Annotated in this window: 31 protein-coding genes and 2 pseudogenes; 15 read left to right on the forward strand and 18 right to left on the reverse strand. The window is 37.9% G+C overall.

Annotated features, from left to right (window positions below):
• Positions 1-5: 5 nt before the first annotated feature.
• A pseudogene (locus tag H1P_RS06655) lies at positions 6-371 on the reverse strand (DUF4277 domain-containing protein); the annotation flags it as partial.
• Between the two features lie 171 nt (positions 372-542).
• On the opposite strand from H1P_RS06655, the pseudogene H1P_RS06660 reads away from it, so the two are divergent.
• Positions 543-1,016 (forward strand): annotated as a pseudogene (locus tag H1P_RS06660) (transposase); the annotation flags it as partial.
• A 948-nt stretch (positions 1,017-1,964) separates the two neighbouring features.
• On the opposite strand, the gene H1P_RS06665 reads toward H1P_RS06660, so the two are convergent.
• The 5 genes from H1P_RS06665 to H1P_RS06680 form a co-directional block, all read right to left on the reverse strand.
• Positions 1,965-2,291, reverse strand: a complete 327-nt coding sequence (locus H1P_RS06665) for a hypothetical protein (RefSeq protein ID WP_144865362.1) — start codon at positions 2,289-2,291, stop codon at positions 1,965-1,967.
• A 448-nt stretch (positions 2,292-2,739) separates the two neighbouring features.
• On the reverse strand, positions 2,740-3,381 hold the full coding sequence (locus H1P_RS06670) for a hypothetical protein (RefSeq protein WP_144865364.1): 642 nt from the start codon (positions 3,379-3,381) through the stop codon (positions 2,740-2,742).
• A gap of 19 nt (positions 3,382-3,400) precedes the next feature.
• Positions 3,401-3,562, reverse strand: a complete 162-nt coding sequence (locus tag H1P_RS35820; protein WP_186375868.1) for a hypothetical protein — start codon at positions 3,560-3,562, stop codon at positions 3,401-3,403.
• 38 nt (positions 3,563-3,600) lie between these two features.
• Positions 3,601-3,945 carry a hypothetical protein gene (locus tag H1P_RS06675; RefSeq protein WP_144865366.1) on the reverse strand — a complete coding sequence of 115 codons (345 nt, stop codon included), beginning with the start codon at positions 3,943-3,945 and terminating at the stop codon, positions 3,601-3,603.
• A gap of 110 nt (positions 3,946-4,055) precedes the next feature.
• Entirely contained in the window at positions 4,056-4,793 is a 738-nt protein-coding gene (locus H1P_RS06680; protein ID WP_144865368.1) for a dinitrogenase iron-molybdenum cofactor biosynthesis protein, read from the reverse strand.
• 155 nt (positions 4,794-4,948) lie between these two features.
• Between H1P_RS06680 and blaOXA the strand changes: the two genes are divergently transcribed.
• Complete coding sequence (gene blaOXA, locus H1P_RS06685; protein WP_144865369.1) at positions 4,949-5,791, forward strand: class D beta-lactamase; 843 nt, start codon at positions 4,949-4,951, stop codon at positions 5,789-5,791.
• Positions 5,792-6,164: 373 nt separating this feature from the next.
• Here the strand turns inward: blaOXA and H1P_RS06690 are convergent, their stop codons facing one another.
• The 9 genes from H1P_RS06690 to H1P_RS06730 form a co-directional block, all read right to left on the reverse strand.
• Complete coding sequence (locus tag H1P_RS06690; protein WP_144865371.1) at positions 6,165-6,497, reverse strand: DUF5615 family PIN-like protein; 333 nt, start codon at positions 6,495-6,497, stop codon at positions 6,165-6,167.
• 30 nt (positions 6,498-6,527) lie between these two features.
• Entirely contained in the window at positions 6,528-6,743 is a 216-nt protein-coding gene (locus H1P_RS06695; RefSeq protein ID WP_222426962.1) for a DUF433 domain-containing protein, read from the reverse strand.
• A 329-nt stretch (positions 6,744-7,072) separates the two neighbouring features.
• The gene (gene tmpT, locus H1P_RS06700; protein WP_144865373.1) at positions 7,073-7,714 is read right to left on the reverse strand and encodes a thiopurine S-methyltransferase; all 642 of its coding nucleotides are present in this window, start codon (positions 7,712-7,714) and stop codon (positions 7,073-7,075) included.
• Positions 7,715-7,979: 265 nt separating this feature from the next.
• On the reverse strand, positions 7,980-8,351 hold the full coding sequence (locus H1P_RS06705; protein ID WP_144865375.1) for a clan AA aspartic protease: 372 nt from the start codon (positions 8,349-8,351) through the stop codon (positions 7,980-7,982).
• Positions 8,348-8,623, reverse strand: a complete 276-nt coding sequence (locus tag H1P_RS06710) for a hypothetical protein (protein WP_144865377.1) — start codon at positions 8,621-8,623, stop codon at positions 8,348-8,350. The genes H1P_RS06705 and H1P_RS06710 overlap by 4 nt, the downstream gene beginning before the upstream one ends.
• Positions 8,624-8,991: 368 nt before the next feature.
• Positions 8,992-9,444, reverse strand: a complete 453-nt coding sequence (locus tag H1P_RS06715; RefSeq protein WP_144865379.1) for a hypothetical protein — start codon at positions 9,442-9,444, stop codon at positions 8,992-8,994.
• Positions 9,445-9,706: 262 nt separating this feature from the next.
• Positions 9,707-11,110, reverse strand: a complete 1,404-nt coding sequence (locus tag H1P_RS06720; protein ID WP_144865381.1) for an NAD(P)(+) transhydrogenase (Re/Si-specific) subunit beta — start codon at positions 11,108-11,110, stop codon at positions 9,707-9,709.
• Positions 11,107-11,400, reverse strand: coding sequence for an NAD(P) transhydrogenase subunit alpha part 2 (locus H1P_RS06725; protein ID WP_144865383.1), 294 nt, complete (start codon positions 11,398-11,400; stop codon positions 11,107-11,109). The genes H1P_RS06720 and H1P_RS06725 overlap by 4 nt, the downstream gene beginning before the upstream one ends.
• Before the next feature lie 94 nt (positions 11,401-11,494).
• Entirely contained in the window at positions 11,495-12,667 is a 1,173-nt protein-coding gene (locus H1P_RS06730; protein WP_144865385.1) for a Re/Si-specific NAD(P)(+) transhydrogenase subunit alpha, read from the reverse strand.
• A gap of 735 nt (positions 12,668-13,402) precedes the next feature.
• Here H1P_RS06730 and H1P_RS06735 point away from each other — a divergent pair.
• From H1P_RS06735 to H1P_RS06755, 5 genes are all read left to right on the forward strand, one after another.
• Entirely contained in the window at positions 13,403-14,515 is a 1,113-nt protein-coding gene (locus H1P_RS06735) for an AbrB family transcriptional regulator (RefSeq protein WP_144865387.1), read from the forward strand.
• Positions 14,516-14,889: 374 nt separating this feature from the next.
• On the forward strand, positions 14,890-15,108 hold the full coding sequence (locus H1P_RS06740) for a tautomerase family protein (protein WP_144865389.1): 219 nt from the start codon (positions 14,890-14,892) through the stop codon (positions 15,106-15,108).
• A 169-nt stretch (positions 15,109-15,277) separates the two neighbouring features.
• Positions 15,278-15,610 (forward strand): hypothetical protein, encoded by a 333-nt coding sequence (locus H1P_RS06745; RefSeq protein WP_144865391.1) that lies wholly within the window; start codon positions 15,278-15,280, stop codon positions 15,608-15,610.
• Between the two features lie 56 nt (positions 15,611-15,666).
• Complete coding sequence (locus H1P_RS06750; protein WP_144865393.1) at positions 15,667-15,975, forward strand: hypothetical protein; 309 nt, start codon at positions 15,667-15,669, stop codon at positions 15,973-15,975.
• A gap of 84 nt (positions 15,976-16,059) precedes the next feature.
• Positions 16,060-16,683, forward strand: a complete 624-nt coding sequence (locus H1P_RS06755; RefSeq protein ID WP_144865395.1) for a cysteine dioxygenase family protein — start codon at positions 16,060-16,062, stop codon at positions 16,681-16,683.
• A gap of 48 nt (positions 16,684-16,731) precedes the next feature.
• Here H1P_RS06755 and H1P_RS06760 read toward each other — a convergent pair whose 3' ends face one another.
• A complete protein-coding gene (locus H1P_RS06760; RefSeq protein WP_144865397.1) occupies positions 16,732-17,253 on the reverse strand; it encodes a GNAT family N-acetyltransferase in 522 nt (173 codons plus the stop codon).
• Positions 17,254-17,278: 25 nt separating this feature from the next.
• Between H1P_RS06760 and H1P_RS06765 the strand changes: the two genes are divergently transcribed.
• Positions 17,279-18,706, forward strand: coding sequence for a protein adenylyltransferase SelO (locus H1P_RS06765; RefSeq protein WP_144865399.1), 1,428 nt, complete (start codon positions 17,279-17,281; stop codon positions 18,704-18,706).
• Between the two features lie 50 nt (positions 18,707-18,756).
• Here H1P_RS06765 and H1P_RS06770 read toward each other — a convergent pair whose 3' ends face one another.
• Complete coding sequence (locus tag H1P_RS06770; RefSeq protein ID WP_144865401.1) at positions 18,757-18,981, reverse strand: hypothetical protein; 225 nt, start codon at positions 18,979-18,981, stop codon at positions 18,757-18,759.
• Positions 18,982-19,099: 118 nt separating this feature from the next.
• Here H1P_RS06770 and H1P_RS06775 point away from each other — a divergent pair, with 118 nt between their 5' ends.
• The 3 genes from H1P_RS06775 to H1P_RS06785 all read left to right on the forward strand — a co-directional run bounded on the left by H1P_RS06775 (position 19,100) and on the right by H1P_RS06785 (position 22,293).
• Positions 19,100-19,357, forward strand: a complete 258-nt coding sequence (locus H1P_RS06775) for an HU family DNA-binding protein (protein ID WP_144865403.1) — start codon at positions 19,100-19,102, stop codon at positions 19,355-19,357.
• Between the two features lie 132 nt (positions 19,358-19,489).
• On the forward strand, positions 19,490-19,879 hold the full coding sequence (locus H1P_RS06780; protein ID WP_144865405.1) for a hypothetical protein: 390 nt from the start codon (positions 19,490-19,492) through the stop codon (positions 19,877-19,879).
• A gap of 71 nt (positions 19,880-19,950) precedes the next feature.
• A complete protein-coding gene (locus H1P_RS06785) occupies positions 19,951-22,293 on the forward strand; it encodes a tetratricopeptide repeat protein (RefSeq protein ID WP_144865407.1) in 2,343 nt (780 codons plus the stop codon).
• Positions 22,294-22,565: 272 nt separating this feature from the next.
• Here H1P_RS06785 and H1P_RS35825 read toward each other — a convergent pair whose 3' ends face one another.
• Positions 22,566-22,703 (reverse strand): hypothetical protein, encoded by a 138-nt coding sequence (locus tag H1P_RS35825; RefSeq protein ID WP_186375869.1) that lies wholly within the window; start codon positions 22,701-22,703, stop codon positions 22,566-22,568.
• A gap of 86 nt (positions 22,704-22,789) precedes the next feature.
• Here H1P_RS35825 and H1P_RS06790 point away from each other — a divergent pair, with 86 nt between their 5' ends.
• From H1P_RS06790 to H1P_RS06800, 4 genes are all read left to right on the forward strand, one after another.
• The gene (locus H1P_RS06790) at positions 22,790-23,050 is read left to right on the forward strand and encodes a hypothetical protein (RefSeq protein ID WP_144865409.1); all 261 of its coding nucleotides are present in this window, start codon (positions 22,790-22,792) and stop codon (positions 23,048-23,050) included.
• Between the two features lie 73 nt (positions 23,051-23,123).
• Positions 23,124-23,246: a hypothetical protein gene (locus tag H1P_RS38815; protein WP_281291106.1), complete on the forward strand. Its 123-nt coding sequence runs from the start codon at positions 23,124-23,126 to the stop codon at positions 23,244-23,246.
• 578 nt (positions 23,247-23,824) lie between these two features.
• Entirely contained in the window at positions 23,825-24,439 is a 615-nt protein-coding gene (locus H1P_RS06795; protein ID WP_144865411.1) for a hypothetical protein, read from the forward strand.
• Between the two features lie 269 nt (positions 24,440-24,708).
• Positions 24,709-25,488: an RNA-guided endonuclease InsQ/TnpB family protein gene (locus H1P_RS06800; RefSeq protein ID WP_246141500.1), complete on the forward strand. Its 780-nt coding sequence runs from the start codon at positions 24,709-24,711 to the stop codon at positions 25,486-25,488.
• Positions 25,489-25,558 lie beyond the last annotated feature (70 nt).

Consider the following 25,558-nt stretch of genomic DNA (forward strand, 5'->3'; position numbering starts at 1 on the left):
TGACGACCTATTCTTTTACAAGCTCTCAAAGCAATTGCCAAAAATATTTTATTCAAGCCAATTTTGTAGAGTTTATCCATAACTCTACCAATTTTATCATCATTAAAATATTCGGGACATATTCCCGCTCCGAAGAGATGTTCTGTCGCCTTATCATTAAAAAACTGAGGGAATAAAGATAAGGGTCTTGAGACAAACCCCATAGCATTTAAAATTATACTTTTAACAATTATTCCACTATTTAACTTTTCTTGAGCTTTAATCCCTAACTGTTCATTGATTATTTCTACTATCCCTATTTCATCTATTAGACCAGCTATTATTCCTAAATGATTAATTGTTTGAACTTCAATATTGGCTAATTGACTCATTAAAATCAAACTTTAACAATTACTTTTATTAGAGTTATTTTATCTGAGTTTTAGCTCCCTGGAAACTATTTAAAATACTTAAAAAATCTCGGCTTTGGTCATCTCTCTGAGATATGCGATCGCTATAATCTTATAGCTCTATGTATTACGTCTAGACGTGCGTAATGAGAATTAGATGATGGTTCTTATTTGAGTTGGATTAATCCCGATCGCAAGTCGAAAAAAAAGGGTTTAAGCAAAATACAAGTTCGAGTTATTGAATATACTATTGAAACTAATGGAGATCTTAAAACTTATCGTTTAATTACTAGCTTAATGAATTTGACTCTGTTTCCTGCCCTGTTTTGGCGCAACAATATCATCAGCGATGGGAGGTGCGAAAATACCATTGATGAACTCAAAACTCACCTTTTGGGACGTAAAACTCCCATTCGTTCCCTCAAACCTCGTGAAGTTGTTCAAGAAATTTATGGTTGGCTCTTAGGTCACTATGCAATTCGTTCTTTGATGTTTCAAGCTTCCCAACAAGCTAATATTTCTCCTTTGCGTCTCGGTTTTACTGGTACTCTCAAGGTTATTCGTCGAGCCATTCCTAATTTTCAAGACTTGAAAGATGAGCAACTGCCCTTTTTTTCTCACGGTTAATCCAAGACATCCTAGCCGAACAAATTCCTCCAAGACAAGGCAGGCAGAATACCAGAGTAGTCAAAAAGCGCACCGCCCGCGCTGAGGTCTCCGAGCGCGTATAGGACGGAGCAAGAAAACTCGTTCCAAATTCCCTTCCAAAAAACCTCTTCATCAAGAGAAATCCATTCCACCAAAACAACTTACTTTTGCGATTTTTAATTCCGCTTAATGCTTAACCGAGAAGTATTGGGGTCGCCTTGACAGTGCCAGCATGACACCGTAATTGGTGTGTTCGTAGATTTCTCTACCTTAGAGATTCTGCGACCATAGCGTCAGCTTGGTCGTGTGAGTATGTCAATTGAAGCCTCAATGTTGGTACATTTCCGCAAAAGGTTGAATCGGGAAGTGGTGGGTCGAATCAACAAGCAAATAGTCTTGAACCGAAGACAAACCAAGAGGAAAGCCCCCTAGAGAGATAAGGCATCAGCCAAAAATTTCCAGTTCGCTAAAGAAATAATAACTTCCTGCTCTAAGGAATTTAAGGTATTAGCAACTTTTTCTCTAACATCATCTAGATTGATGAACCAGAGCGATCGCAATAGTTAATATTTTCTACTACTTTAATTTTCAGCAGATAAAGACTTTGTACCTTGGCACACCCTAATCCAGTCTTTTGTTGCTTCATCAGCAACTTTAGTTCTTCTACCGATTCTATTATTTATCGATTCAGATGAAGGTTTAAAGCTAGGAGTCACGCCCGTCACCGAGTCAGGAGTTAGTGTAAACAGTAGTTTGAGTGTTTTTTCGTCAATTAGAAATAATTTTCTATCTATCTAGCTATTTTTGAGAACTGGTATCAGTTTTACATGATGGCAAACAATACCTCATTGAAAAATAGGAGCTAGCTCTAACCCCTAGATTGCAGCTTTTTAGAATTCAAGACTCAAGTAACAGTTTTTTCGAGAGCTAAATGCGAATAAAAACACCTAAAGATGGTCTTCTACGAAAACGACGGCGAGAAGATCGCCTAAAATTTCGGTGACGTGGAGAGTATCCTCGAAATGAGCTTCCTCGGTGAAAACGATGTCTTCTATGTCTTCTATGTCTGAAAGAACCCCGTCGATGATGATGGTGACTAACAAGAAAACCAGTTGATGCTTGATGGTGACTGACAAGAGAACTAGTTGATGCTTGCTCCTCCATAAGGGTCGTCCTTTCAAAACTATGAACCTTAGAAGGAATAAAGAGTCCTAATGCCATAAAAGTAGCAGTCGCCCAGAGAGAAAATTTCATAATGGTATCGTGATATCTATTCTTGTGATTCTTGTGATAGATATCATTATGAAAGTAGTTTCTGAAAATAGTCTGAGAAAGCAGGTTTTCACCTAAAATTGCGCGAGAGGAAACACCCTCTCAGGACTCTCTCCATGGGAGTTATTTGCGATTCGCTACCTAATTTAAGAATTAGTACAAGGGGATAATTTTAGTGAAGAGGAATTGGTATTATTTTTAGTCAATTTAACCAGCTAAGTAGGCAGACATAAATAATCTAAACTATGTAACAAAATGTAAAATTCCTTCGGCTTGATATTAATTAAACGATTAGACTTACTTTACAAAACTAAATATAGTTGAGTTTAATTCCCCCGACCTACTTATAAGCCAGGTTTGATTCCCCCACTATGCAAGTCTTGCTAATAGCTAATAGCAAGAAAGCTTACAGCTAATCGCTAGCGCGATTTTAAAACCCTGCAAAGCCACTTGCTCCTAAGTAAACCTCATTCCAAGAAGGGGGTCTAAAATCTCGATTCAAACCGCGATCTACATATCCCACCACGCGAGACAATTCTTCTCCTCTGATTTCACCTTGTAAAAACATTTTCAATTTGGTTTCCCAGTCTTGGGGATAGTCTCTAATTATGGGATGTTTAACCATCAGCGATTGATATTCCCCTTCGTCGGGATCGACAATAACATCAAGACTGAGAATGCCCAATGAGCGAACAAAAATACCAGTAGCAGCGATCTCAAAATTCCCATTAACTAGTCTCTGTTTGAGAACGACTACAAAATGTCCTCCTTCGGGGATGTTATAAACCAGCTTACTGGGGTCTTTAACTGGTTCAACTTCAATGTTATACCCTTTGGTCAGTCCTTCTTCTAAGGTGACATCTTCGTACTCTTGATCGGGATGGGGTAGATAAATCGTAAACTTATGGATATCTAGCCAGGGATTGTATACTGTTTCATCAGTCGTTCGTTTCCAAGCATTATATTGTCCCCGCATTTCTTGACCAACATAACTCTCGCTATCGCAGATATTAATCAGAGCCATATTGAGAACGCACTGCTCGAATTTATTAAATGCTCCTAAAACTTGCATAATGGTTAGTGGTTAGTGGTTAATTGTTAGTGGTTAGTCCCGTCAACACTCGCGCGACCGAAGGAAGTCCTTTAGGGCGTTCCTTTGCCGAGGAAGCCTCGGCAGGGGTGGATAGGGGGGACTTTTCTGGTTTTCTGTTTTGTCTCTCACAGTTAACTGTGGTTTGTTGAAGTCCCCCCATCCCCGCGCTCGTCAAGCGGGATAATATGGTTAATCGTTCTAGTCTTCATCCAAAGCGGGAAACGACTCTTCAATTTCCCATAAAATACTCTTGTGAGCGATAAACCAACTGCGAGTTTCTGGAGTCAATTCATCCCAAACTAAGTCAGGAGAAACATGGGGAGATTCGTATTGATATTGTTGTCCTAGCGATCGCAAATTGCCAGCAACTCCTCTAGGAATACCAAAAGTTAACCAGTCAACCTCGACGATTTTACCCGATACACCGCCACTGGGATCGTAAATTAATTGAGCCACTCGAATCAAATCGGCAAAGTGGGTTGGTCTTAATCCCGTTATCTGTTGAATTTCTCGAATACGCTGTTTATTTTTTTGTATGTTCATAATTTATCCTTCTGAGTTTGTCTTTTATCTTTTGTTCTTCGTTATTCATGTAAACATTAATGACCAATGATCGATGACTAACTACTGTACAGGCGAAGGTTGGTTTGCCCCTATCCACTAACAGCTTTATAATTTTTCACCCTTTCACCTGTCCCAATGCCTAAAATTTTGGCTAACCAAGGTGGAGGAGAAGTTGCGATCGCTTTTTGTAAGTCTGCTAAGATTTCTCTTGCCGAACCACCCTGAGATACTTTCATGGGATAAATATAAGCTTGAATAACTTTAGCAGCAGCAGGACCACCGATGGACATAATATAGAGTACGGGACAATCTCTAATTAAATTGACTCGGTAAGTATTTTTTTCTTCCGCAAGATCGGCTTCTATTGCTGAGCGAACATCGATTAATTTAAGTTCGTCTGCCGATAGCTGATAGATTAAGTAACGATGGCAAGAACCAAAGTGTCCGTCTAATTGTTCTGCGGTGTTGGAAGCGACGGCAATTCTAATGGAGTTGGGCATATCACCCTCTTCATATGGTTCGATGGGTGAAGATTGCTCGAAATAACCTGTTTCACCCCAGAGGATTCGTACCGCTTCTTTAAAAGCTTCCATGTCACTGTTATCAACATTTTCTCCTTCTTCTTCACCGTCAATTTCGTACATCTTGCCAAAGGATTTTTTAAATTGGGTGACTGTAAGTTTACTGAGGGATTTCTCGGTAATTTCTTCATCGTCGAGATTGGTTTGCAAAGCCTCAATTAAATCTCCGACAGATACGTTAGGTAATACCTTGGCTGCTAAGGCAATTCTGAGGGCTACTTCGTTGGAAATGGGTTGAGTCGTCATTGTTTTATTTCTGAATTTGATTTGTTGGGGTTGGTAGGGGCGAACCGTAGTTCGCCCTTACAGTTATTAGCATCGCGAGTGGGAATAGTTATTAGTTGTTGGTAAAAAACAGATAACCTGGTAAATTTAAAATCGCTTTTGTTACAAGTGTAATTATGAAAAAACTGCTCAATCTGTTATTGCTATTGGTTTTGGCTGTAGTTGGTAGTTGGTTTGTTCAAGAACATCGAGTTTATTCACAAAATACACCAGAAATAGAGCAAACAGTTGATTTTAAGCAGCATTTTGATGATTTAGGGGTTAATGGCTCGATTATCATTTACGATCGCGATCGAGATAGCTTCTATGAACATAATCCCAGTCGTAATAGCACTGCTTTTCTCCCTGCTTCAACCTATAAAATTCCTAATTCTTTAATTGCTTTAGAAACTGAAGTAATTAAAGATGATGTCGCTGTTCTTACTTGGGATGGAATTGAAAGAGGTTTGCCTGATTCTCCCATCAAAGAATGGAATCAAGATTTAAACATTAGTCTTGCTTTCAAGTATTCCGCCGTTTGGTTTTATCAGGTGTTGGCTCGTAGAATTGGTCATCAAAGGATGCAGGATTTCGTGAATAAAATTCAATATGGCAATCAAAATATTGGTGCAAAAGAAGATATTGACAAGTTTTGGCTCTCAGGAGAATTAAGAATTACACCTCAAGAGCAAATTGATTTTCTACGCCGTTTTTATCAAAATGACTTACCTTTTGACCAACGAACTATGGATCTGGTGAAAGACATTATGATCGCCGAACAAACACCTGATTATGTGCTTCGGGCAAAAACGGGATGGGCTGCTTCTACCACACCTAGCATCGGTTGGTATGTGGGTTACCTAGAGCAAAACGACAATGTTTATTTCTTTGCTACCAATCTAGATATGGATTCGGAAAACGCTCTCCCAGCAAGATTAGAAGTTACTAGACTATGTTTACAGGATTTGGGATTGTTATAGTTTTGTCATTTGTCATTTGTCATTTGCTATTGTTCACCTTAAACTCAATTTATATCAGACTGCTTGAAAAATAAGGATTTGAGGCGTTTGCATTAATATAATTAAACGTGTACTCAAAATCCTCAGCCCTGTATTTGAAAGTCTTGAACGATTGGATTGGGATCGAGATACGAGTATTTTTTTGAGTTAGTACGGATATATTTAAGTAGCTATTTAACCCTAAAGGCGATCGCGCCTCAAATATAGACAGGTTAAAGGTTATCGCCGATCTGAGTTGATAATTTTCGATTTGTTATTGCTTGTACTCAATTTAGAGTGAACAGTGCTCGCATTAATTTAAAAAGTAACCAGATGATTAGGCTATGATTTCACACTATGCCAACACTAAAATACTTTCCGATTCTCGAACTTCAAACTCAGAGATCGTATCGAAATTATCTCTCAAAATTTGAACAATTTTTGAGGTTGGACTGTTACCAATACGAAGGTAAATAAATTTGGGCGGATGACCATAAAGCAAACTGCGCTGATAAAAATCAGAATCTTTAGAAACGATCGCAAAACCATTGGTTTTTGCATATTCCCAGATAATTGCGTCATCCGTATTTATCAGCCCTAGAGTCTTAACATGCTCGGAATTGGGATACAAATCGACAATTCTGTGGATAATTCGATCTGATAGGTTTTCATCTAAGAGCAGTTTCACAGGGACACGATAAATAACTTTTTCTCGCGATCACGCAGTGCCAGGCTTCGCCTGATCAGCTGCAAAAGCAAGGCAAGCTTTAATATCCTGGGATGTTAGTTCTGAAAAGTCTTCAAGAATTTCTGATTCTGTCATGCCACCTGCAAGATATTCTAGAATATCGCTGACAGTAATCCTCATCCCACGGATACAAGGTTTACCACTCCGCTTTCCAGGCTCAATCGTGATTATATCTCGATAATCCATATCCGCTATTGAGTTATTCTGAACTTTGATTACCCTTTAATAATACTAAAAAATAGAGGCAAGAAGTAGCAAAGGATGTTATACCCGTACCCGATTTTACTATGGCTTTTGGGTTAACTTTAGGCTAGTTGGTTACTGAAGTAAAGAGCGATCGCGTCTAAAATATAGACAGGTTAAAGGTTAACGCCGATCTGAGTTAATGATTCTTGATGGGCTATTCCTTGTACTCAATTTAAATAGACTCATTAACGTCTTGCTGCTTCCTGTTTTGTACCATTCTTAGACCGCTAACTATTTATTATCTGTGATATTTGTACTTGAGAGAACATTCACTGGTGTTTCTGAAGCAGCCAAACGTTCTCTTTTGCTGCACATTTTCCTTTCAATCCACCAGCAACATCAGTGCTTACAATAAGAGATAAATCATAACTATCGCTATAGTGTCGCTCTACTTCTTCGTTACTAATTGAAAATGGAGGACCTTCCATCAGGTTTTGATCGTACTCATAGGTAACTAGCAACTGCGGTGCTTTACCCGTAATCTCAGCTAGGTGCGCTGTATATCGATTACGCATTTCTTCTGGCAGGGCTACCAAAGCTGCTCTGTCATAGATTGCATCTACTGAGCCGAGGATTTCGCCAGATACATCAAGGATATTGCCGACAAAGATGTTGATATCTTTTGCACTATAGAGGCTTGCTTCTCCGACTCTTGATATTTTGGGCTTCATACCAAGCTCATCAAATAGCTGCTCGACTGCCATTTCAACCAATTCAGCACCAGTAACACGATAGCCCTCAAGAAGCAGCCAAGCGATATCGAGAGTTTTGCCACATAATGGCACAAATAGACGGCTGCCTTTCGATAGAGAAAGCTCTTCAAAATATTTCGCCAGCACTGGGTTAGCTTCACTTTTGTGGAAACCAATGTCATTTTTTTCCCACTTCTGAAGCCAAAAACTTGAATCCATGGTTACTCTTTCCAAAGTTTACGGCACATAACTATTTATTATGGGTCAACTTTCTGGATATACACCATGCATGGGATAAATTAAAGAATTTTTTCATATATTAATGTTGTTTAGATTACAACTTGGATATGATAACAATCTTTTCAGAGATAGAGCGATCGCCTTTCAAATAGAGACAGGTTAAAGGTTATCGCCGATCTGGGTTGATAATTTTTGATTTATTATTGCTTGTACTCAATTTAAATAGACTCATTAACGTCTTGCTCTACTTTAAGGCTTTGATTGCAACAATCCCACCTTCAACTGCTTCAATCTCAACCTTAAACCCATACAGTAAACTCATTCCAATTAGCGGATCTGCTTCGGAAGCTGCAACATCAATAACCCGATCTTGTCCATCCCAAATTACACTCGCCTTATACATTTCAAAGATTACCTCGCTTCCATCGCCTAACGTGCCAACATCACGGAAATGCCAAGGTAATCCAAGAGAGGCAATAATGGATTGTGGTAGGGAAAGAAAACCTGTAAAACCAGTGTCAATTAGAGCTTTAACCATTTGCTTTCGTTTACTAGCATGACCTACTGCAACTTGGATAATGGCTTCGCAATTTTGATTAACGAAACCTTGCATCATGGTGAATTCTTTAGGCTACGAGAACCAAAACGGTAAACTGCCCGATGTCCAATCCGAATTACCCAAGGTTGAGCATCTGGATATCGTTCGTAGAGTCGATCGACTGCTGCAATTGGTGTATCGGCTACTTCAAAAGCACCTGTTTCAATATCAATCGCTACTATCTTGCCATCATTACCTTCTTCTACTTGTTGACGCACCTGAGATTCATAAATCTCATTACCACGTCGAGCAAATTCTTCTTTGCTGTATCGTGGTTGTCTCACTGTCATAGGCTTGACCTCGTTTCGTTGGTTATCTTTTCATTTTAACCTGGAGGTTTATAGCAGATGACACCACGACCTATAACTTTAGGAGAATTATTTGGCTGGTTATTAGAGTGAAGTGCGATCGCACTTCAAATAGAGACAAGTTAAAGGTTATCGCCGATCTGATTTGATGATTTTTGATTTATTATTGCTTGTACTCAATATTAAATAGACTTATTAACGTCTTGCTCTACTTTAAGGCTTTGATTACAACAATCCCATCTTCAAAGGATTAGATTTGGATTGAAATGCGAGTATTTTTTTGAGTTTATATCGCGTCTCAAATATAGACAGGTTAATTGAGTTCAAAGATATGCTCTACCCAACGCTTACTATAACAACGCCAAAATTCTGTCACGTATTGAAACAATAATTGAATCCGCGAAAATTGCAAAGGATAAACCATAGAAAAACATGCAGGTTGAGAATATCCATGTATTTTTATAAGCAGAGATTCCTTTTATACATTCCCTTAAATTTTGAAGCTTGAAGAACATTGACTCCTGTGTCTTCTTGTCGAAGCTTGACGACTTTATTGTCGCTTCTATTCTATCTGCGGTTTTGAGAAAGTTTTCTTTTCTACCGTCTTTCCTGTGTCCTATTTTGCAATAGAAAAATATATTAAGCACAAACCCAGCTGCCAGAAGTCGCAGGCTTAAAAATGGGATTGGAATTCCCCAGCAGGCAATAATTGCCAGAAATAGCCAGGGAGCTTCCTGATTAAGTAGCATCTGATGATTGGTAACTAGCTGGTGCAGCTTTTCAATCTCTCTGTAAACTTCCACCTCTACTTTGTGGTTGCCTCTGAAGTTAAACAGCCTTATGTATTTAAATATGCTCACAACCAATCCCTGCCGTAAACAATTGAACTCTCTATATAAAAGACCTTAGTTAAATCCAATACTATAATTATCAGTATTTAACTAACAATCTTTTTGATAGTAAAGATCGCTCATACTTTAAATTATATAGCAGGTTAAAAGCGATCGCTCTACCCCAAAAACCAACAACCAATAAAGGGCGAATCGCGATTCGCCCCTACAACAATTACAGTTGTTTTACTTCCCCTACTAACTTGGATACTACATCTTGTGCGCTACCGAATAGCATGGTGGTTTTGTCTTTGTAAAATAGTTCGTTATCCACTCCTGCAAAACCTGTTCTCATGCTGCGTTTAATTACAATGGCGTGTTGAGCTTTATCCACATCAATAATGGGCATCCCATAAATAGGGCTGCTATTATCATTACGGGCTGCGGGATTGACTACATCGTTTGCACCGATCACTAGAGCTACATCAACGCGCTCGAATTCAGTATTGATATCATCCATATCATACAGGCGATCGTATGCAACGTTTGCCTCAGCCAGTAATACATTCATGTGACCTGGCATTCTACCTGCAACGGGATGGATGGCATACTTAACATCGACTCCCATTTTTTCTAGTTGAGCAGCCAATTCTCTAACACCATGTTGCGCTTGGGCTACTGCCATACCGTATCCAGGAACTATAACCACAGAACGAGCATAACCTAACATCATTGCTCCTTCTTCACTGTCGATGGAACGGTAGGTTTTATCAATTTCCGCACCACCTGCGCCACCAACGGCAACGCTATCTCCACCAAAAGCACCAAATAGCACGTTGGTAAGAGGTCGATTCATCGCTTTACACATAATTTGGGTCAAAATTAACCCTGAAGCTCCAACTAACGCCCCTGCGACAATGAGCATATTGTTATATAAAATAAAGCCCACAGCACTAGCAGCCAAACCCGAAAAAGAGTTTAATAGAGAAACTACTACGGGCATATCCCCACCACCAATAGGTAGCACAAATAAAGCCCCAAAAAGTAAAGAGATAGTGGTTAAAGTCAGAAAAATTGCGGGGTTTGCTGGCTGAATTAATAAATAAACGCTACCAGCTAAAAAGCTAGCTAACAGTAAAAAATTAAAGGGTTGTTGAAAAGGAAAAGTAACGGGAGAACCTGTAATTAAGCCTTGTAGTTTGGCAAAGGCTAGTAGACTTCCTGTCAGAGTTACACCACCAATTAAGACACCTAATATGGCAATAAACGTAGCATCAAGGGGAACAGTACCATTAGCGTCAAGTAATCGCCAAAATTCACCCACTGCCACTAAAGACGAAGCAGCACCACCAACACCGTTGAAGATACCCACCATTTGAGGCATATCGGTCATGGCTACCTTTTGAGCTGCGATCGCACCAATCAAAGAACCAGCAATAATACCTACTAAAATCCACTCATAATCGAGTACGGACTGATTTAATAAAGTTGCAATAATAGCAATTAACATTCCCACTGCTGCGAGAAAATTCCCGTTACGGGCTGTAGCGGGGGAACCTAATTTTTTTAAGCCTAAAATAAACAATGCAGCAGCAGTTAAATAAGCTAGTTCGATTCCTGTATTCAAATATGTATTCATGTTGTTGTCTCCTTCTTCTTAAACATTTGCAGCATTCTGTCTGTTACTAAAAAACCGCCAACGACGTTAACGGTAGCTAGCACCACGGCAATTAAGCCCAAGATGGTAGTGACGTTCCATTCCTGCGCTCCAGCAATTAATAATGCACCTACTACAGCAATACCAGAGATGGCATTAGCACCAGACATTAAGGGGGTGTGCAATGTTGGGGGAACTTTATTAATTACCTCAAATCCGACAAATGATGCCAGAACGAAAACGACTAAGCCTGTTAATAATCCTTCTGTCATGAGTTCGACTCCTATTTTTTATGGGTTAGTAGTTGGTATTTGGTAGTTAGTCCCGTCCCATCTTCATGGGATAATATCAAGCGGGATAATATCGTTACCTACTAATAACTAATAAAGCTTCTTTAATACGTTCATTGCGAATTTCTCCAGCATGGGTAACGCAAGCACTGCTGGTAATCTCATCGTCAAAATCTAGTAGCAGCGAATCGCGATTCGCCTCGACATTTCCATCCTTGGCTAAATATTTCACCAGATTTAAGAGATTTTTGGCATACATCTGGCTAGTGTTAACAGGTACAGTCGCAGGAAGATTTGTCGAACCAATTACAGTTACGTTATGAGAGTTAATATTTTTACCAGCTTCGCTACAGGCGCAGTTACCACCACTTTCTGCTGCGAGATCGACAATTACCGATCCTGGCTTCATTTGTGCCACTGTCTCTTCTGTAATTAATAGTGGTGCTGGCTTACCTGGCACTTGAGCGGTTGTAATAACGACATCTGCTTTGGCAACATAGGGACTTAAACCCTGACGAATCAGTTCTTGAGTATCGCTCCCAACTTGTTTAGCGTAGCCTCCCTCGGCTTCGGTTTTTTCTTCGAGATCGATTTCAATAAAATTACCACCGACACTTTGAACTTGTTCTTTAACAGTGGGACGAATATCAAACCCATCTACTACTGCGCCCAATCTACGGGCTGTAGCGATCGCCTGTAATCCTGCCACGCCTGCACCCAAAACCAATACTTTGGCTGGGGGGATCGTTCCTGCTGCGGTAGTCATCATCGGAAAAATTCGCGGTAAACTAGCTGCTGCTAGCAACACTGATTTATAACCTGCAATGTTGGCTTGAGAAGATAATGCATCCATGCTTTGAGCGCGGGTAGAGCGGGGAATTAGCTCCATGCTAAAAGCTGTAACTTGTCGCTGTGCAAGCTCTTGAGTAACTTGGGGATCGCCCAAAGGATTGAGGAAACTAATCAAAGTTGCTTCTGGTTTGAGCCAGTCAATTTCTGACCAACCATCTCGCGATCCTGGAGGATTAACTTTCAGCAGGATGTCTGCTTCTCCCCAGAGTAAAGCGGGATCTGCAATTATCTTTGCTCCTACTGCTTCGTAAGCAGAATCTTCATAACCCGCACCCACACCAGCACCCGCCTCTACCCAAACTTCAAAACCTTGTTTGACCAAGCGGGATACGGTATCGGGAACTTGGGCTACGCGAAGTTCTCCTAGCTCGTTTTCTCTAGCAACGGCTATTTTCATATAATTCTCCTAAATTCAATTAATAATTATTGGTCATTGGTCATCGGTCATTGGTTTAATTAGTGGCTTTATACCAAGGACAAAGAATGAAGAACAAAGGACAAACGACCTAGCTTAAACAACTTATACCAGCTAATTATTTGGAAGAGATAATTTTGAACTCAGATTAGATTGGTTAAGGTTGTACTTGTGGGGGTGAAACCTAGCTATAGTGGGATAAATAAATTTCTCTTGGGGTAAGGTACGAGTATTTTGACCCAGAAGTACGGGTATTTTGAGTAGGTTTGGTGAACGCAAAGCAATTTAGATTAGGGCAAGAGTTTTAAAGGAATGAGGAATGAGGAATGAGGAATGAAGAATGAAGAATGAAGAATGAAGAATGAGGGATTGGTGATTATCCAGTACTAATATCAATTTTTGACCTCCTCGCCTTGCTTCAGCTAGGCTTCTAGCACTTGTGCCTCTCGGTGGGTTGACGGTGATAGCGAGAATTGCTAGGCAAACCTAGTCTTATGAGAGGTTCAATAGTTTGTTTGATTTGGTCTAATTCTGAAAGTGATGATTTTGTACTCGTACTCGATTCTTTACTTGTGAGTAAATCTAACTAAGATTAACTTTTCAGTTTATACTTAAAGAAATGTTAAGCAATAAAAATTTAAGTCAGAGATTACTATCTCTATTTTAGATGGTGATGGTTCTAAAAATGGCTTTCTTGAAGTACCCTGCCGTAATTTAATGACTAATTCCAATACTAGAGTTTTAATCGCTTTTTTAGAGATAATTCTGGCTTTATTTTTAGGTATAGCGATCGCACATTTCGGTTTAGGAGGTGTCGCCTGGATTTTTGGGGGAATGGGTGCAGGAGTAATAGTTATGAGAAGTTATCAAACTATTTTTCAAAAAACTCTTAAACCTAATAAAGCTGGCAGAAAAATCGGACAGGCAATGGTCGGTTTATCTATCGGATTTGCGATCGCTGATAGTAACTTGTGGGCTGCTTCTTCTCGTTTGCCACTGTTTATCTTTCTCACTTTATTTATGCTGCTTTGTGGCAGTGGTATCGGTTATTTTTATTCTCGTATCAGCCACACCAACTTACTCAACGCCATGTTAGCTACCGTACCTGGTGGAGTGGCAACCATGTCGAGTATTGCTGCGGAATACAATCGCAATGTCTCTTTAGTGGCAATGGTGCAAACGCTTCGTATCACTAGCGTAGTTTTGATTATTCCTCTCATAGCTGGAATATCCGATCGTGATGTTAGCCAAACCACTTTTTCTCTAGGAGACTATGTAGTAAAGAGCGATCCTATTTATTTATGCTGGTTAATATTAGCAATTATTTCGGCTTGGTTAGGAGTAAAACTAGCGAGTAAATTACGTATTCCTGCTGCTTCTTTTTTTGGAACTTTAGTTGTCGGAATAGTTTTTAATAATGCCATTGGCTATCTTCCTTTTGTTGCTAATGTTGATTTTGTACCGCCTGAATCCGTTAGTGTAATTGGTCAAATATTATTAGGAATTACTGTTGGTGAAGCTTGGAGTAACCGCGTAGATATAACGGGAAAAAGTATCACTTATGCTTTTATTTCTGTGGCAATGACCATTGCCAGTGGCTTTATTGCTGCCACTATTGCCAGCCAACTAACTCCTTGGGATTGGCTAACCTGTATGCTAGTAACAGCACCAGGAGGTTCGACAGAAATGATTTTAGTTGCCCTGACTCTAGACCATAATCCAGAAATTGTTACCGTGGCTCATTCTGTGCGCTTGATGGCTCTTAATTTATCTTTACCACTATGGCTATTTTTGTTCCGCTATTGGGAAAAGCAGACAGTTAGTCATTAATGGCTTAGGACACTACATTCATTAATTGACCTCTACTGAATATTGCTATATTTCAAAGATTAATTAATTCTAAATATTGAAACTAATTTGACTAATTGGTAGCAAATCTTACTAAAAATCTAGATAGCAAAAAGCTAAGTTTTTAATGAAGAGCAATCAACTTCCTTAGCAAATAATATTTTTAGCGATCGCCTTAAGGGATTTTTATTTTTGAGTTATGAAATTAACTTACGGGCGATCGCTATTTCAGTAAGATTTCAATTTAGTGGCAATTTAAAGATTTAACTCCAATGCAGCTAGTAACTCTAGGTGGTGACTGCAAAGGGTTAAAATTTCGTTCCTATCCACAGCATCAATAATTAAGGAGAAATCAAATGCCATTTGTAACTATTCAAATTGCCCAAGGACACTCCGTAGAAAAAAAACGAGAACTAGCAAAAGCAGTGACCGATACTATAGTTTCTAGTTTGGGAACAAAACCAGAATGGGTAACAATTCATATTGACGAATTTAATCGCGAAAATTGGGCAGTTGGTGGCGAGTTACACATTGACAAGCACTCTGGTAGACATAGAGAAAAAGTTGTGAATTAGTAAGAAAAACACAAATTAAGTCAGAGATAATCCCTGACCATTGGTTAATTGGTTGAGATTGTTAGTTATTAGTGGTAATCGATCTCAACCTTTTTACCTTGGTTGTTTTGATTTCTCTCTACTATTTAAATGAGTCAAAAATTCAGTTAAAAAAGAAGGAATAGTAATCATGGAATTAACATCAACAGATGCCGAACAATTAGCGTTGGATTTTTTTCTAGAGGATTGGGAAATTCCCGAAGACGATCGCGATTTTTTTGTTTCCCTTGATTCTCACGTGGTTGAAGATCGCTGGTATGTAGTAGAAATTGGCGTAGAAGGATTGCCCGATAAGTGGGTGATTCAAGTTTACGACGAAACCAAAGATTGCGATCCTTGTTTTACCTTTGTCTCGCCGATTAAAGCCTCAGAAAGTGAGACAGGATTAGAAGAAATGCCCGAAAGTATTGCCAAAATATTGCAAGCGGAACGTAAGAGTAAAGAGGTGTTTGTTAATGGGTAGGAGCAAACTTTTGTTCGCCCCTACAGTGGTTAGTTGTTAGACAAAGAATAAAGTAAATGATTAATTCAACTGAAGCTGAAAAATTAGCCTTTACATTTTTAACTCATGAATGGAATGTACCATCAGAAGATCGAGATTGGTTTACAGTAATGGCTTCTCGTACTCTAGGAGAAGATGGCTATGATGTGGAAATTGGGATAGATGGTTTTCCCGATCGCTGGATTATAGAAGTATATGATAATGGCAAGTGTGAGCCTTATTATGAATTCAACTCACCTATTAGAGATTCTGAAACCAACAGCGATCTAGAAGATTTACCAGATTGGATCGCCCAAGTATTAATCGCGGAAAGGAAGCATAGGTAGGGGTGGTTTGTAAACCGCCCTGACAGTTATTAGTCGTTAGTTGTTATAGGAAAAATTAATGACGGAAGACGAAGGACAAAGATAATGAAAACAGCAGATTGGTTGGTCAAAGAAGATGGTATTTGCTGTCTATGTAAATCAGTGCGGGAGTGGGATTTATTAGCTGAAGAATATCGACTGTATCGGTTTTTAACGGAAGTAGAAGATATTACTAGATTAGCTGCTGTTGAAGAAAGAGACGAAGAAACTTCTCTATCGGGACTGCGAATGTTGGTCAGAAAACTACTTCTTAACTGTTATACGATTAAAACTCGTTTACCCGAACCAAACCAGAAAACAGGAGTTTCAGTGGTCATGCTGTACGATGAATTGGGATTTCCCATGTCTATCCAAACAGAAATGAATTTACCAGGAATAACTTCATCCATTCACAATCACGGTACTTGGGGAATAGTAACAGTATTACAGGGCAAACAGAAAAATACTTTTTGGCAACGTAATCCTACTCCAGAATTTCCTGACAAAATTGATCGCGTTGGCGAGAGAGTTATCGAACCAGGAGATATCATCAGCTTCACTACCGAGGCTATTCATAGCACAGAAGCGGTGGGAGATGAACCAACAATAACCTTTAATTTATATGGGGAAACTCATGGTAGTAAAAGATTTCAGTTCGATTTTGATAAACAGACTGCTAAGCATTTTTAGATTCGCGCGATGGGTCGCGAGTCCTTTAGGGAATCGCCCCTACAGTAGTTAATTGTTAGTCATGTCGAAAGCGGATCGATCGATCCCGTAAACTAAAACTTCTTTACCATACACTTCTGTTTTGTCTTGAAGTTGTTCTCCCAATTTTTCGGCTACTCGAATCGATCTAGTATTACCAGGATGAATTAGACTTACTATATGCTCTCGTTTCAACTCTCTAAAACCATAGTCGAGTAATGCTTTTGCTCCTTCAGTAGCATAACCTTGTCCCCAGTAATTACGATTTAAAATCCAACAAAGCTCAAATCCAGGCCATCCTTCAGGATTGAGAAACCCAATTCTACCCACAACTACTTTACTAGAGCGTTCTTCAACTGCCAAAATACCATAGCCCCGTAATTGCCAATGTCCAAAGATAGCAGCCATACTCATCCAGGCTTCTGGTCGCGCCATAGCTTTTCCATTACCGATGTAGCGCGTGACTTCTGGGTCGGAAAAGATTTGCAAGTAGTCCTCAAAGTCTGATTCGCGGAACATTCGTAGAATTAAACGTTCTGTTTCAATTAACATTTGTCTTAAATTAATAAAAATTACATTGAACGATCGACAATCAAACAGCAATCCCTTTTTCGATCTTAATTACGAATCAGCTTTAGAGTCTTTGGGTAATGACTTTTTTGATCGCGTACAACCTGTTAATTTCTCTGAGCATACTCTGCGTTTTCGTAATGATAATCTGCTGTCTATTCTCGGTTTAGATTCTAATAGAGTTACCGATCGGCATTTCCTAGATTTTGGCGGACATTTTCAGGGAAAACAATCCTGTTTGGCATTACGCTATCACGGTTATCAGTTTGGTCAATACAATCCCTATTTAGGAGATGGGCGGGGGTTTCTCTACGGTCAAATTCGAGGAATTGACGGTCAACTATACGATTTTGGTACTAAAGGATCGGGACAAACTCCCCATTCCCAGTCTAGAGATGGTCGCTTAACTCTCAAAGGTGGGGTGCGAGAAGTTCTGGCTGCGGAGGCGTTACACTATTCGGGGGTTAGGACATCTCGCTGTTTGAGTTTAGTTGAAACTGAAGCCTTTACCAGAGATGGTGAGACTGAAAAAGGGGCGGTTATGGTGCGTTTTAGCCGTTCTCATCTGCGCTTTGGTACTTTTGAACGCTTAGAATATTACGATCGCCCCGATCTAATTCAGCAGCTATTAGATCATGTAATTCAATATTATTATCCTCATTTATGGCAGCAACAAGACTGCTACATTCGCTTTTATACTGAATTGGTAGAGCGTATCGCTCAATTAGTGGGGCAATGGATGGCAGTGGGTTTTTGTCATGGTGTTCTCAATACTGACAATATGTCGATTACGGGAGAAAGCTTTGACTATGGCCCTTATGCTTTTATCGATACTTATAATCCATATTTTACTGCTGCTGCTTTTGATCGCCAGGGAAGATATAGTTATCGCAATCAGCCAGGTGCTTGTCGTTGGAATCTAGAAATGTTGCAGCGTCCGCTATCAGCAGTAATCCCTGTTTCAGAAATGGCAGCAGCTTTAGATACTTTCTCTGAGTCTTACACTCGATATTATCATCAGCAAATGCTTCGTAAGTTGGGATTCGATCGCTTGTCTGTTTGGGAAACTGAAGAATTAATCGATTTGACTCTACAACTGTTGTTTTTAACTAAAGTCAACTATCATCAGTTTTTCTGCGAACTGAAACAAAAATTTTCTCGGCAATGGCGCGAAGATGCTAACTCTATTTTGCAAGACTTAGAGTTTTTGGTATCTGGGGAAGAAGTAGCTATTTTAAAACGTTGGTGCTGGCTTTATCATCAATTATTAATTATGCGATCGCCAACAGAAATTGATATAACTGCTCAATGTCTGCAAAGAGTAAATCCTACAGTTATCTTGTCAAAATCGGCAATCGAGAATATTTGGCAAGCTATTAGAGAAGATGATAACTGGCAACCGTTTATTGACTTTATTCAACTGGTTCGGGTTTAATCAATCAGCAGTAACAAATAGTACTGTTTTGTAACGGTTCGGATTAATCTTTATTCTGAAAAAGATGCTTTCTTAAAAAATAGAGTTAGAGTAACAGGACAGAAACCTTTTCTTCTGAATGCTGTTACAAATGATGGAGAATCTGCAATTTTAGCTGCACAACATTTAGCAAAGGTAGGAATTAAATCTGCTATAGAACCAATATGCGATCGCCTTAAAAGTAGCAAACTAGAAGAATTAGATTTAATCGTTAGTCTTTTAGATTCTTTAAACAAATTGGATAGCAAATTACCTCAAGACTTATTACTAAAATTTAATCAGAGTGATATTCCCTGGCAGATTAAAACTAAACTTGAGGAACAATATTTGTCGGCAAAATTCTAGTTTAATAAGATGTCAATCGGTAAAAAAGACTTAGTTAAACGAGTTACTCAAAAAGTAGATAGTAAACAGAAAGACGTTGAAGAAATTATCGATGCTACTTTGGAGGAGATTTATCAATCTTTAAAGCAAAGGGAAAGCGTCAACATCCGTAACTTTGGTACTTTTTACGTCAAGCAACATCGAGATTCGGTTGCTTTTAAGTTCAATCCTTCGCAAAAGCTACGAATGATGTTTGGTTGGTCATCTACTTACAAGGGTAATATTTAAGGCAATTATTTACATTTTGCTTGGCATCATGACTAACAAAAATTAATATTTACTTAATAGCAAATTAACTACTAGAATTAGCTAGTATTTAAGTGATTGTCTTAAACACAATTGGAATTACCTGAATTTTAGATGAGTATAGAATTATTTACCGCAGGAAAGCTGCTAGAGATCGCTTTAAGTGCAATTGTTGGGAATGCTGCTACTGAAGGTACAACAAGATTATGGCAGACAATCAAGAATCGCTTGTTACAAAATCAGCCTGTTATTGAAGCAGATATCATAGTTGAATTAGAACAAAATCCCACTGAGGAAAAATTAAAACGACTACAACCCTATCTAGAACAAGAAATGCAAGAAGATAGAGATTTTGCTCAAGAAATCACTAAGTTAGCAAAAGAGGTAGCTAATGTGAGTAGTGGAGATGCCTTGAACATGAATAATCCCGTAGCAAAAGAAGGTGGGATTTTAGTTGGTAAAAATGAAGGTGGAATTAACATTAATAATTCCTCGGTAAAGTAATTAATACAATTGAATACGCTGCTGTTCCTACTTCTACCAACCTCGAAATCTTACCGCCAAAGCTCGAAAACTTGGTAAAGAGAAAAGAAGAAATAGAAGTTATAGAAGCATGGCTGAATAATCCGCAAGTTAGCACTGTAGGGATTAATCAAGCTAAGACTTTGGGAATTAAAGGCTTGGGCGGTGTAGGAAAATCTACTTTAGCTGCTTATTTTTATGATGATCCTGAATCTGAATTTAAATCTCTTAATTTTGAAAAGAAATTCTGGGCAGATGTTAGTGCAAAACCTGATTTTACAGTATTTGCGGAAAAAATAATTCTGGCTTTGGGTGGAAAGCCTCCTCAACGTATCGATATTACGGAGTTAATTAATAATTTACTGTTGCTACTTAGTCAGCGACGCTGTCTGTTGGTAGTAGATAACTTAGAAACTCTGCTCGATCGAGAAAGAAAATGTCAAGATGAATCTTATCAAGAATTTTTTCGTCGTTGGCTACAACAAGGTACAAATAGTACTTTATTGATAACTACTCAAGAGAAACCCAAGTTATTCCAAGGTTTAGACTATTGGCATACTTTGGGAGGGATGAAGATTGAGGAAGGAATTGCTTTATTAAATAAGTTAGCAATACAAGGAACAGAAGCAGAATTGAAAGATTTTGTTGAAAAGGTAAATGGGCATCCTCTAACTATAAAATTGGTAGCAGGATATTTAAGAGAATATTGTGATTGTCAGTTAAATCAATTCGATTTCGATGACAAAAAAGTCGAAAAAGTCGACGGCTTACATCGCGATAATCAAGATGCCTGTTTAGATTGGATTATTAAACAGCATTTAAAGAGGTTAAGTAGAGAACAAAAACAATTTATAACTAATTTGAGTGTATATCGGCTACCGTTTAACCTTAAAGCAGCAAGGAAGCAAATTCCTGAACCAAATTTATTGAACAAATTATTGAACAAATTATTTTCTTTAAGAAAAAAAGTTGAAACTCAAGAAATAAATAACCAAATAGATGTTAGAGAACCTCTACAAGAATTATGTAATCGCTCTTTGTTAACTAAAACTAAAGATAATAAATATCAGTTTGAATCTTTAGTACAGAAATACGTTTTACAGCAAGCAAATACTTTAACTAATGCCCATCAGCAAGCTATTGAATATTATAAAGCTAATTTAAAAGAACCAAAATCTTGGCAAGTGCTAGAAGATGTCAGCGAATATTTAGAAATTGTCGATCACCAATGTGAATTAGGGCAGTATGCTTCAGCTAATAAGTTTTTAAATTCCTGTTATGGTTTTTTGAATCTGCGGGGTTACTATGGGGTTTCGGTAGAAATATATGAAAAATTAGTTCCAGGATGGCGATTAAAACTGCAACCAGAAGATAAATCAGATTATGCTGTTTCTTTAAATAATTTGGGTAGTGCTTACAATTCTTGGGGAAAATATCCACGGGCAATAGAATTCTATCAACAGTCATTAAAGATTGCACAAAAAATAGGCAATCGCTATCAAGTAGCTAATTCTTTAATAGGTTTAGGCAGTGCTTGCACTTCCCAGGGAAAATATCCACGGGCAATAGAATTCTATCAACAGTCATTAAAGATTGCACAAAAAATAGGCAATCGCTATCAAGTAGCTGTTTCTTTAATAGGTTTAGGCAATGCTTACAATTCCTGGGGAAAATATCAACGGGCAATAGAAATCTATCAACAGTCATTAGAGATTGCACAAAAAATAGGCAATCGCTATGAAGAAGCTAATTCTTTAAATAATTTAGGCAATGCTTACTATTCCCAAGGAAAATATCCACGGGCAAAAAATTACCTCCAACAGTCATTAAAGATTTTTCAAGAAATAGGCGCTCGCCATGAAGAAGCTAATTCTTTAAATAATTTAGGCAATGCTTACTATTCCCAAGGAAAATATCCACGGGCAAAAAATTACCTCCAACAGTCATTAAAGATTTTTCAAGAAATAGGCGCTCGCCATGAAGAAGCTAATTCTTTATGTAATTTAGGTAATGTTTACCGTTCCCCAGAAGAATATCCACGGGCAATTGATTACTATCAAAAGTCATTAAAGATTTTTCAAGAAATAGGCGCTCGCCATGGAGAAGCTAAGTCTTTATGTAATTTAGGCAATACTTACTATTCCCAAGAAGAATATCCACGGGCAATTGATTACCTTGAACAGTCCTTAGAGATTTTTCAAGAAATAGGCACTCTCGATCTTGAAGCTAAATCTTGGTTTAATTTAGGAGATACTCGGAAAAACTTACAGCAAAAATCTGAAGCTAAAACAGCTTATGAAAATTCCAGAGAACTATATCAAGAGATGGGATTAGATAAAAAAGTAGAGAAATGCGACCAGGCAATTCAAGATTTAGTCAATAACGATCTCGATTAGCAGGTAATTCGTTAATCTAAAATTTTACAAATGCGATCGACTATTGTTTTCAAGCTTCTGAAGTTATAGGTTTCTTCCATCAAGCAATTATTTGTGTAGTAGTGCATCCAGATTAATTTGTTGGGTATTGAAAATTGATTTCAGCCCCCTAACCCCCAACCTTGGGGGAACAAGAAAATACTAACCCAGCATTTTAACCTAGACGCGCTAGTAGTAAAGGTTTGAAATTAATAATCATTTTTATAAAATATAACGCCAGTAGAGAAGAACCACTAATCACATCTGCGATCACGAAGTGGCGCGGGTACGCGATCGCATTCCCAAGAGTTCCAAAAAGTAAATAAATCTCGCAGTGGAGTTGATAGCGATCGTGAAAATATGATAAAGCGATCGCGCCAAGAAATAAACAAAACTGCTTCAATTAAGCAACAGTAACAAAGGGTACTATTCTATCGAATTAGTAAGTTTAAGATTTAAGAAATCAGTTATTAAATCTATGCAAATCAAATCTATCGAGCAAGAGTTGATTGAAGGTACTGAGATGATTTTGACTAGAGTAACCCTCAATCAAGTTAACAGTTCTTGTATATTATCAAGACTTATAATTGATACTTTAGGAAAGCCAGGAATTGATAACGATCTTCAGTTACTAGGTTCTGGAAGTCAATGGGAAGTGGTTTGGACTGAACCAAAACTAACTATCGAGCAAACTAGAGAAATAATTAGTAAAGCGATCAGCTTCGCTGGCACTGCGTGATCGCCCCATCTGCGTAAAAGCCATAGATAATTTAAGATTTTAGGGAAAATGAAGTTCAATTGTTCCTAGGTATTTGTTAAAACGCCAGCAAGTTTATTACGCTCCTTTGTACTACACTCGCCCTGAAGCAGAAACTAAAAAAATTGATGGTAATTTTGCTGTTGTAGAAATAATCTGGGAAGAAATTGAAACATAAATATCTAAAAATAAAAATAAATATTGCTAAAGTGCGATCGCTTTTTTCGGACAAACCATCTTTATTGAACTTGTTCGAGCAAAAAAATAATATTGACTATGTTTTTGTTTTGTATTGTAATTAGCTGTTTTATTTCTAGATTATTGGTATCGTGATATATGTAATGCAATAATACATCGCTAAAAAGTTGATATTTCTTACTCCTAGGCAATGCAGTAATGCTTATGGTGTAAAGGACTAGACGAGATTTTAGAAAAAAAAGCTTCTCTATAATTAATTTGTGCAATCTCTTGCAGGATTTCAAATCTCTTAAGCTGTGACCTGAGATTAACATAGAAAGATTGTTTTTTATAACTTAAAAAATTTAGGTTATTAAGGGCTTAATTTCAATAACATTAAGCTCTTTTTTTATGCTCTTTTCTCTTTCTTTTATCTGACAAATCGTGCCAAAAATCTCGATTGTTGGATAAAGTTTAGCTTCAAATTTAGAAAGGTAAAAATGCTATCTACTTGTTGCTAATTTTTATTAGCAGCATTTGAGTTGTCAACCTTTAAGATAAATCCGAGGAGAGTTTTTTATGGCTACTTCAAAAGCATTAAATCCGAGCTTTTTAAGAGATGCATTTACATCTTATTCCAAATACAATACTCCGAAACAACAGGAACTCCAACAGTATGCTTTACAATGGCTGCAAAGCCAGATTGAATCAGAACTCGATGATGGAAAGGCAATCATGGAAAAGTTTACAGGTAAATGGCGTAAAGGATGGCAGCCAGGCATAAATTCTCAAGAATCACCGATTGAATTAAAAAATTTACCTCATTCCTATAAAGGCTCAAATACAATAGATTCCCATCAAGAGGATGCTCTAGTTTTTATCCACGAAGCAATTCCTCAAAATCTAAAAGATGACTTTGCCAAACTTTGGAATATCAAGGAAAAATTACAGGTTAGTAATGCCGATGGTGCGATCTTCATGGTTAATGACGAGGAAATAGCTACTCTAAAAGAACAAGATCCTGAAGGAAATGGCACAGCTTGGTATCAAGTAGACGAAAAGCAAACTTATTATTTGCTTTCTTCTGAAGAAAAAGGCGATCGCTATTTAGTAGTGTTAAGTGAAGCAATCAGTCCCCAAAATCGTGATACCTGGTTGGTGGCTCAAGCAGATGTTAATATCTCTAAAGTTTAATCGCTTGTATTTTTAAATTATTTATCTTTTCAGGCGATCTCGCTTTTTATAATTCGGCAAGTATTTCTCTTGCCGATCTTGCTTCGGTTTTTTTCCTCGGATAGATATTGGCTATGATGATTAAAATCGAGTCAGAGTATAGAGTATAGAGAAAAGAAGAATTAAAATAATATCGACAAAGTGCTAATAAATCTCTGTCATTTCCACACTAAAGTGCTTAGTTTAGTTGTAGTATAGTGTAGATATTAACATCAAGCATAAAGGTCGTAATGCTTAATCTCACGTACAATTACAAGTTACAACCAACATCAAAACAGATAGAGGTTATCAAGCATAATCTGAATGTATGCAAATCTGTTTGGAATTATGCTCTCTATATCAGAAAGCTTTGGTATAACTCTCGTAGTTGTGAGATTAATAAATGTTCTCTATTTCAGGAATACATTGTTGAGCCATTTGATTATCCTAACTACCATTTTCAATCTTCTGAATTAACACAAGCTAAGAAGACTAATCCTTTTCTCAAGTCTGGTAATGCTCAAGCTATGCAGCAAACATTGCGTAAGTTGGATAGAGCTTTTAATAATATGAAGTCTAAAGGCATGGGATTTCCTCGTTATAAAAAGAAGATGAAATCTTTTAACTTAATTAGTCAAACTATTGAGTTAAATGGTAGTTATTTAAAGATGCCTTTGCTTAAAAATATTAAGCTAAGAAAATCTAGAGATATCCCAGATGGGTTTAAAATATGCCAAGTACAAATCATTAAAAAAGCTAGTGGTTACTATGTTAATTTGATGATTGAACTTGATGTTGACGTGCCAACGGATATGCCTCATGGTCATACTATAGGAATAGATGTAGGAATTAAAAGTATGTTAGCAACTTCTGATGGGTTAACTATTGCTAGACCAAAGTTTTTAGACAAAGTTCAGCGCAAGATTGAATTACTGCAAAGAAAACTTAGAAATAAAACTATTGGTTCAAAAGGCTGGCATAAGTTATACCAATTTCCTAAAGTCCAGCTACAGATAATGCATCGAGAATGAAATCAAATCCCGTAATGGAAGCGATATCTGCTTGAGTAAATTCAGCTAAGATATTTGCTAGTTTTCTTCT

It is taken from the genome of Hyella patelloides LEGE 07179 (assembly GCF_900659865.1).
Classification (GTDB): domain Bacteria; phylum Cyanobacteriota; class Cyanobacteriia; order Cyanobacteriales; family Xenococcaceae; genus Hyella; species Hyella patelloides.

Excerpts from the sequence above, each read along its gene's own strand:
- H1P_RS06665 (WP_144865362.1), bottom strand. The coding sequence starts at position 2,291 with ATGAAATTTTCTCTCTGGGCGACTGCTACTTTTATGGCATTAGGACTC.
- H1P_RS06670 (WP_144865364.1), bottom strand. The coding sequence starts at position 3,381 with ATGCAAGTTTTAGGAGCATTTAATAAATTCGAGCAGTGCGTTCTCAAT.
- H1P_RS35820 (WP_186375868.1), bottom strand. The coding sequence starts at position 3,562 with ATGGGGGGACTTCAACAAACCACAGTTAACTGTGAGAGACAAAACAGA.
- H1P_RS06675 (WP_144865366.1), bottom strand. The coding sequence starts at position 3,945 with ATGAACATACAAAAAAATAAACAGCGTATTCGAGAAATTCAACAGATA.
- H1P_RS06680 (WP_144865368.1), bottom strand. The coding sequence starts at position 4,793 with ATGACGACTCAACCCATTTCCAACGAAGTAGCCCTCAGAATTGCCTTA.
- blaOXA (WP_144865369.1), top strand. The coding sequence starts at position 4,949 with ATGAAAAAACTGCTCAATCTGTTATTGCTATTGGTTTTGGCTGTAGTT.
- H1P_RS06695 (WP_222426962.1), bottom strand. The coding sequence starts at position 6,743 with ATGGATTATCGAGATATAATCACGATTGAGCCTGGAAAGCGGAGTGGT.
- tmpT (WP_144865373.1), bottom strand. The coding sequence starts at position 7,714 with ATGGATTCAAGTTTTTGGCTTCAGAAGTGGGAAAAAAATGACATTGGT.
- H1P_RS06705 (WP_144865375.1), bottom strand. The coding sequence starts at position 8,351 with ATGATGCAAGGTTTCGTTAATCAAAATTGCGAAGCCATTATCCAAGTT.
- H1P_RS06710 (WP_144865377.1), bottom strand. The coding sequence starts at position 8,623 with ATGACAGTGAGACAACCACGATACAGCAAAGAAGAATTTGCTCGACGT.
- H1P_RS06720 (WP_144865381.1), bottom strand. The coding sequence starts at position 11,110 with ATGAATACATATTTGAATACAGGAATCGAACTAGCTTATTTAACTGCT.
- H1P_RS06725 (WP_144865383.1), bottom strand. The coding sequence starts at position 11,400 with ATGACAGAAGGATTATTAACAGGCTTAGTCGTTTTCGTTCTGGCATCA.
- H1P_RS06730 (WP_144865385.1), bottom strand. The coding sequence starts at position 12,667 with ATGAAAATAGCCGTTGCTAGAGAAAACGAGCTAGGAGAACTTCGCGTA.
- H1P_RS06735 (WP_144865387.1), top strand. The coding sequence starts at position 13,403 with ATGACTAATTCCAATACTAGAGTTTTAATCGCTTTTTTAGAGATAATT.
- H1P_RS06740 (WP_144865389.1), top strand. The coding sequence starts at position 14,890 with ATGCCATTTGTAACTATTCAAATTGCCCAAGGACACTCCGTAGAAAAA.
- H1P_RS06745 (WP_144865391.1), top strand. The coding sequence starts at position 15,278 with ATGGAATTAACATCAACAGATGCCGAACAATTAGCGTTGGATTTTTTT.
- H1P_RS06750 (WP_144865393.1), top strand. The coding sequence starts at position 15,667 with ATGATTAATTCAACTGAAGCTGAAAAATTAGCCTTTACATTTTTAACT.
- H1P_RS06755 (WP_144865395.1), top strand. The coding sequence starts at position 16,060 with ATGAAAACAGCAGATTGGTTGGTCAAAGAAGATGGTATTTGCTGTCTA.
- H1P_RS06760 (WP_144865397.1), bottom strand. The coding sequence starts at position 17,253 with ATGTTAATTGAAACAGAACGTTTAATTCTACGAATGTTCCGCGAATCA.
- H1P_RS06775 (WP_144865403.1), top strand. The coding sequence starts at position 19,100 with ATGTCAATCGGTAAAAAAGACTTAGTTAAACGAGTTACTCAAAAAGTA.
- H1P_RS06780 (WP_144865405.1), top strand. The coding sequence starts at position 19,490 with ATGAGTATAGAATTATTTACCGCAGGAAAGCTGCTAGAGATCGCTTTA.
- H1P_RS06790 (WP_144865409.1), top strand. The coding sequence starts at position 22,790 with ATGCAAATCAAATCTATCGAGCAAGAGTTGATTGAAGGTACTGAGATG.
- H1P_RS06795 (WP_144865411.1), top strand. The coding sequence starts at position 23,825 with ATGGCTACTTCAAAAGCATTAAATCCGAGCTTTTTAAGAGATGCATTT.
- H1P_RS06800 (WP_246141500.1), top strand. The coding sequence starts at position 24,709 with ATGCTTAATCTCACGTACAATTACAAGTTACAACCAACATCAAAACAG.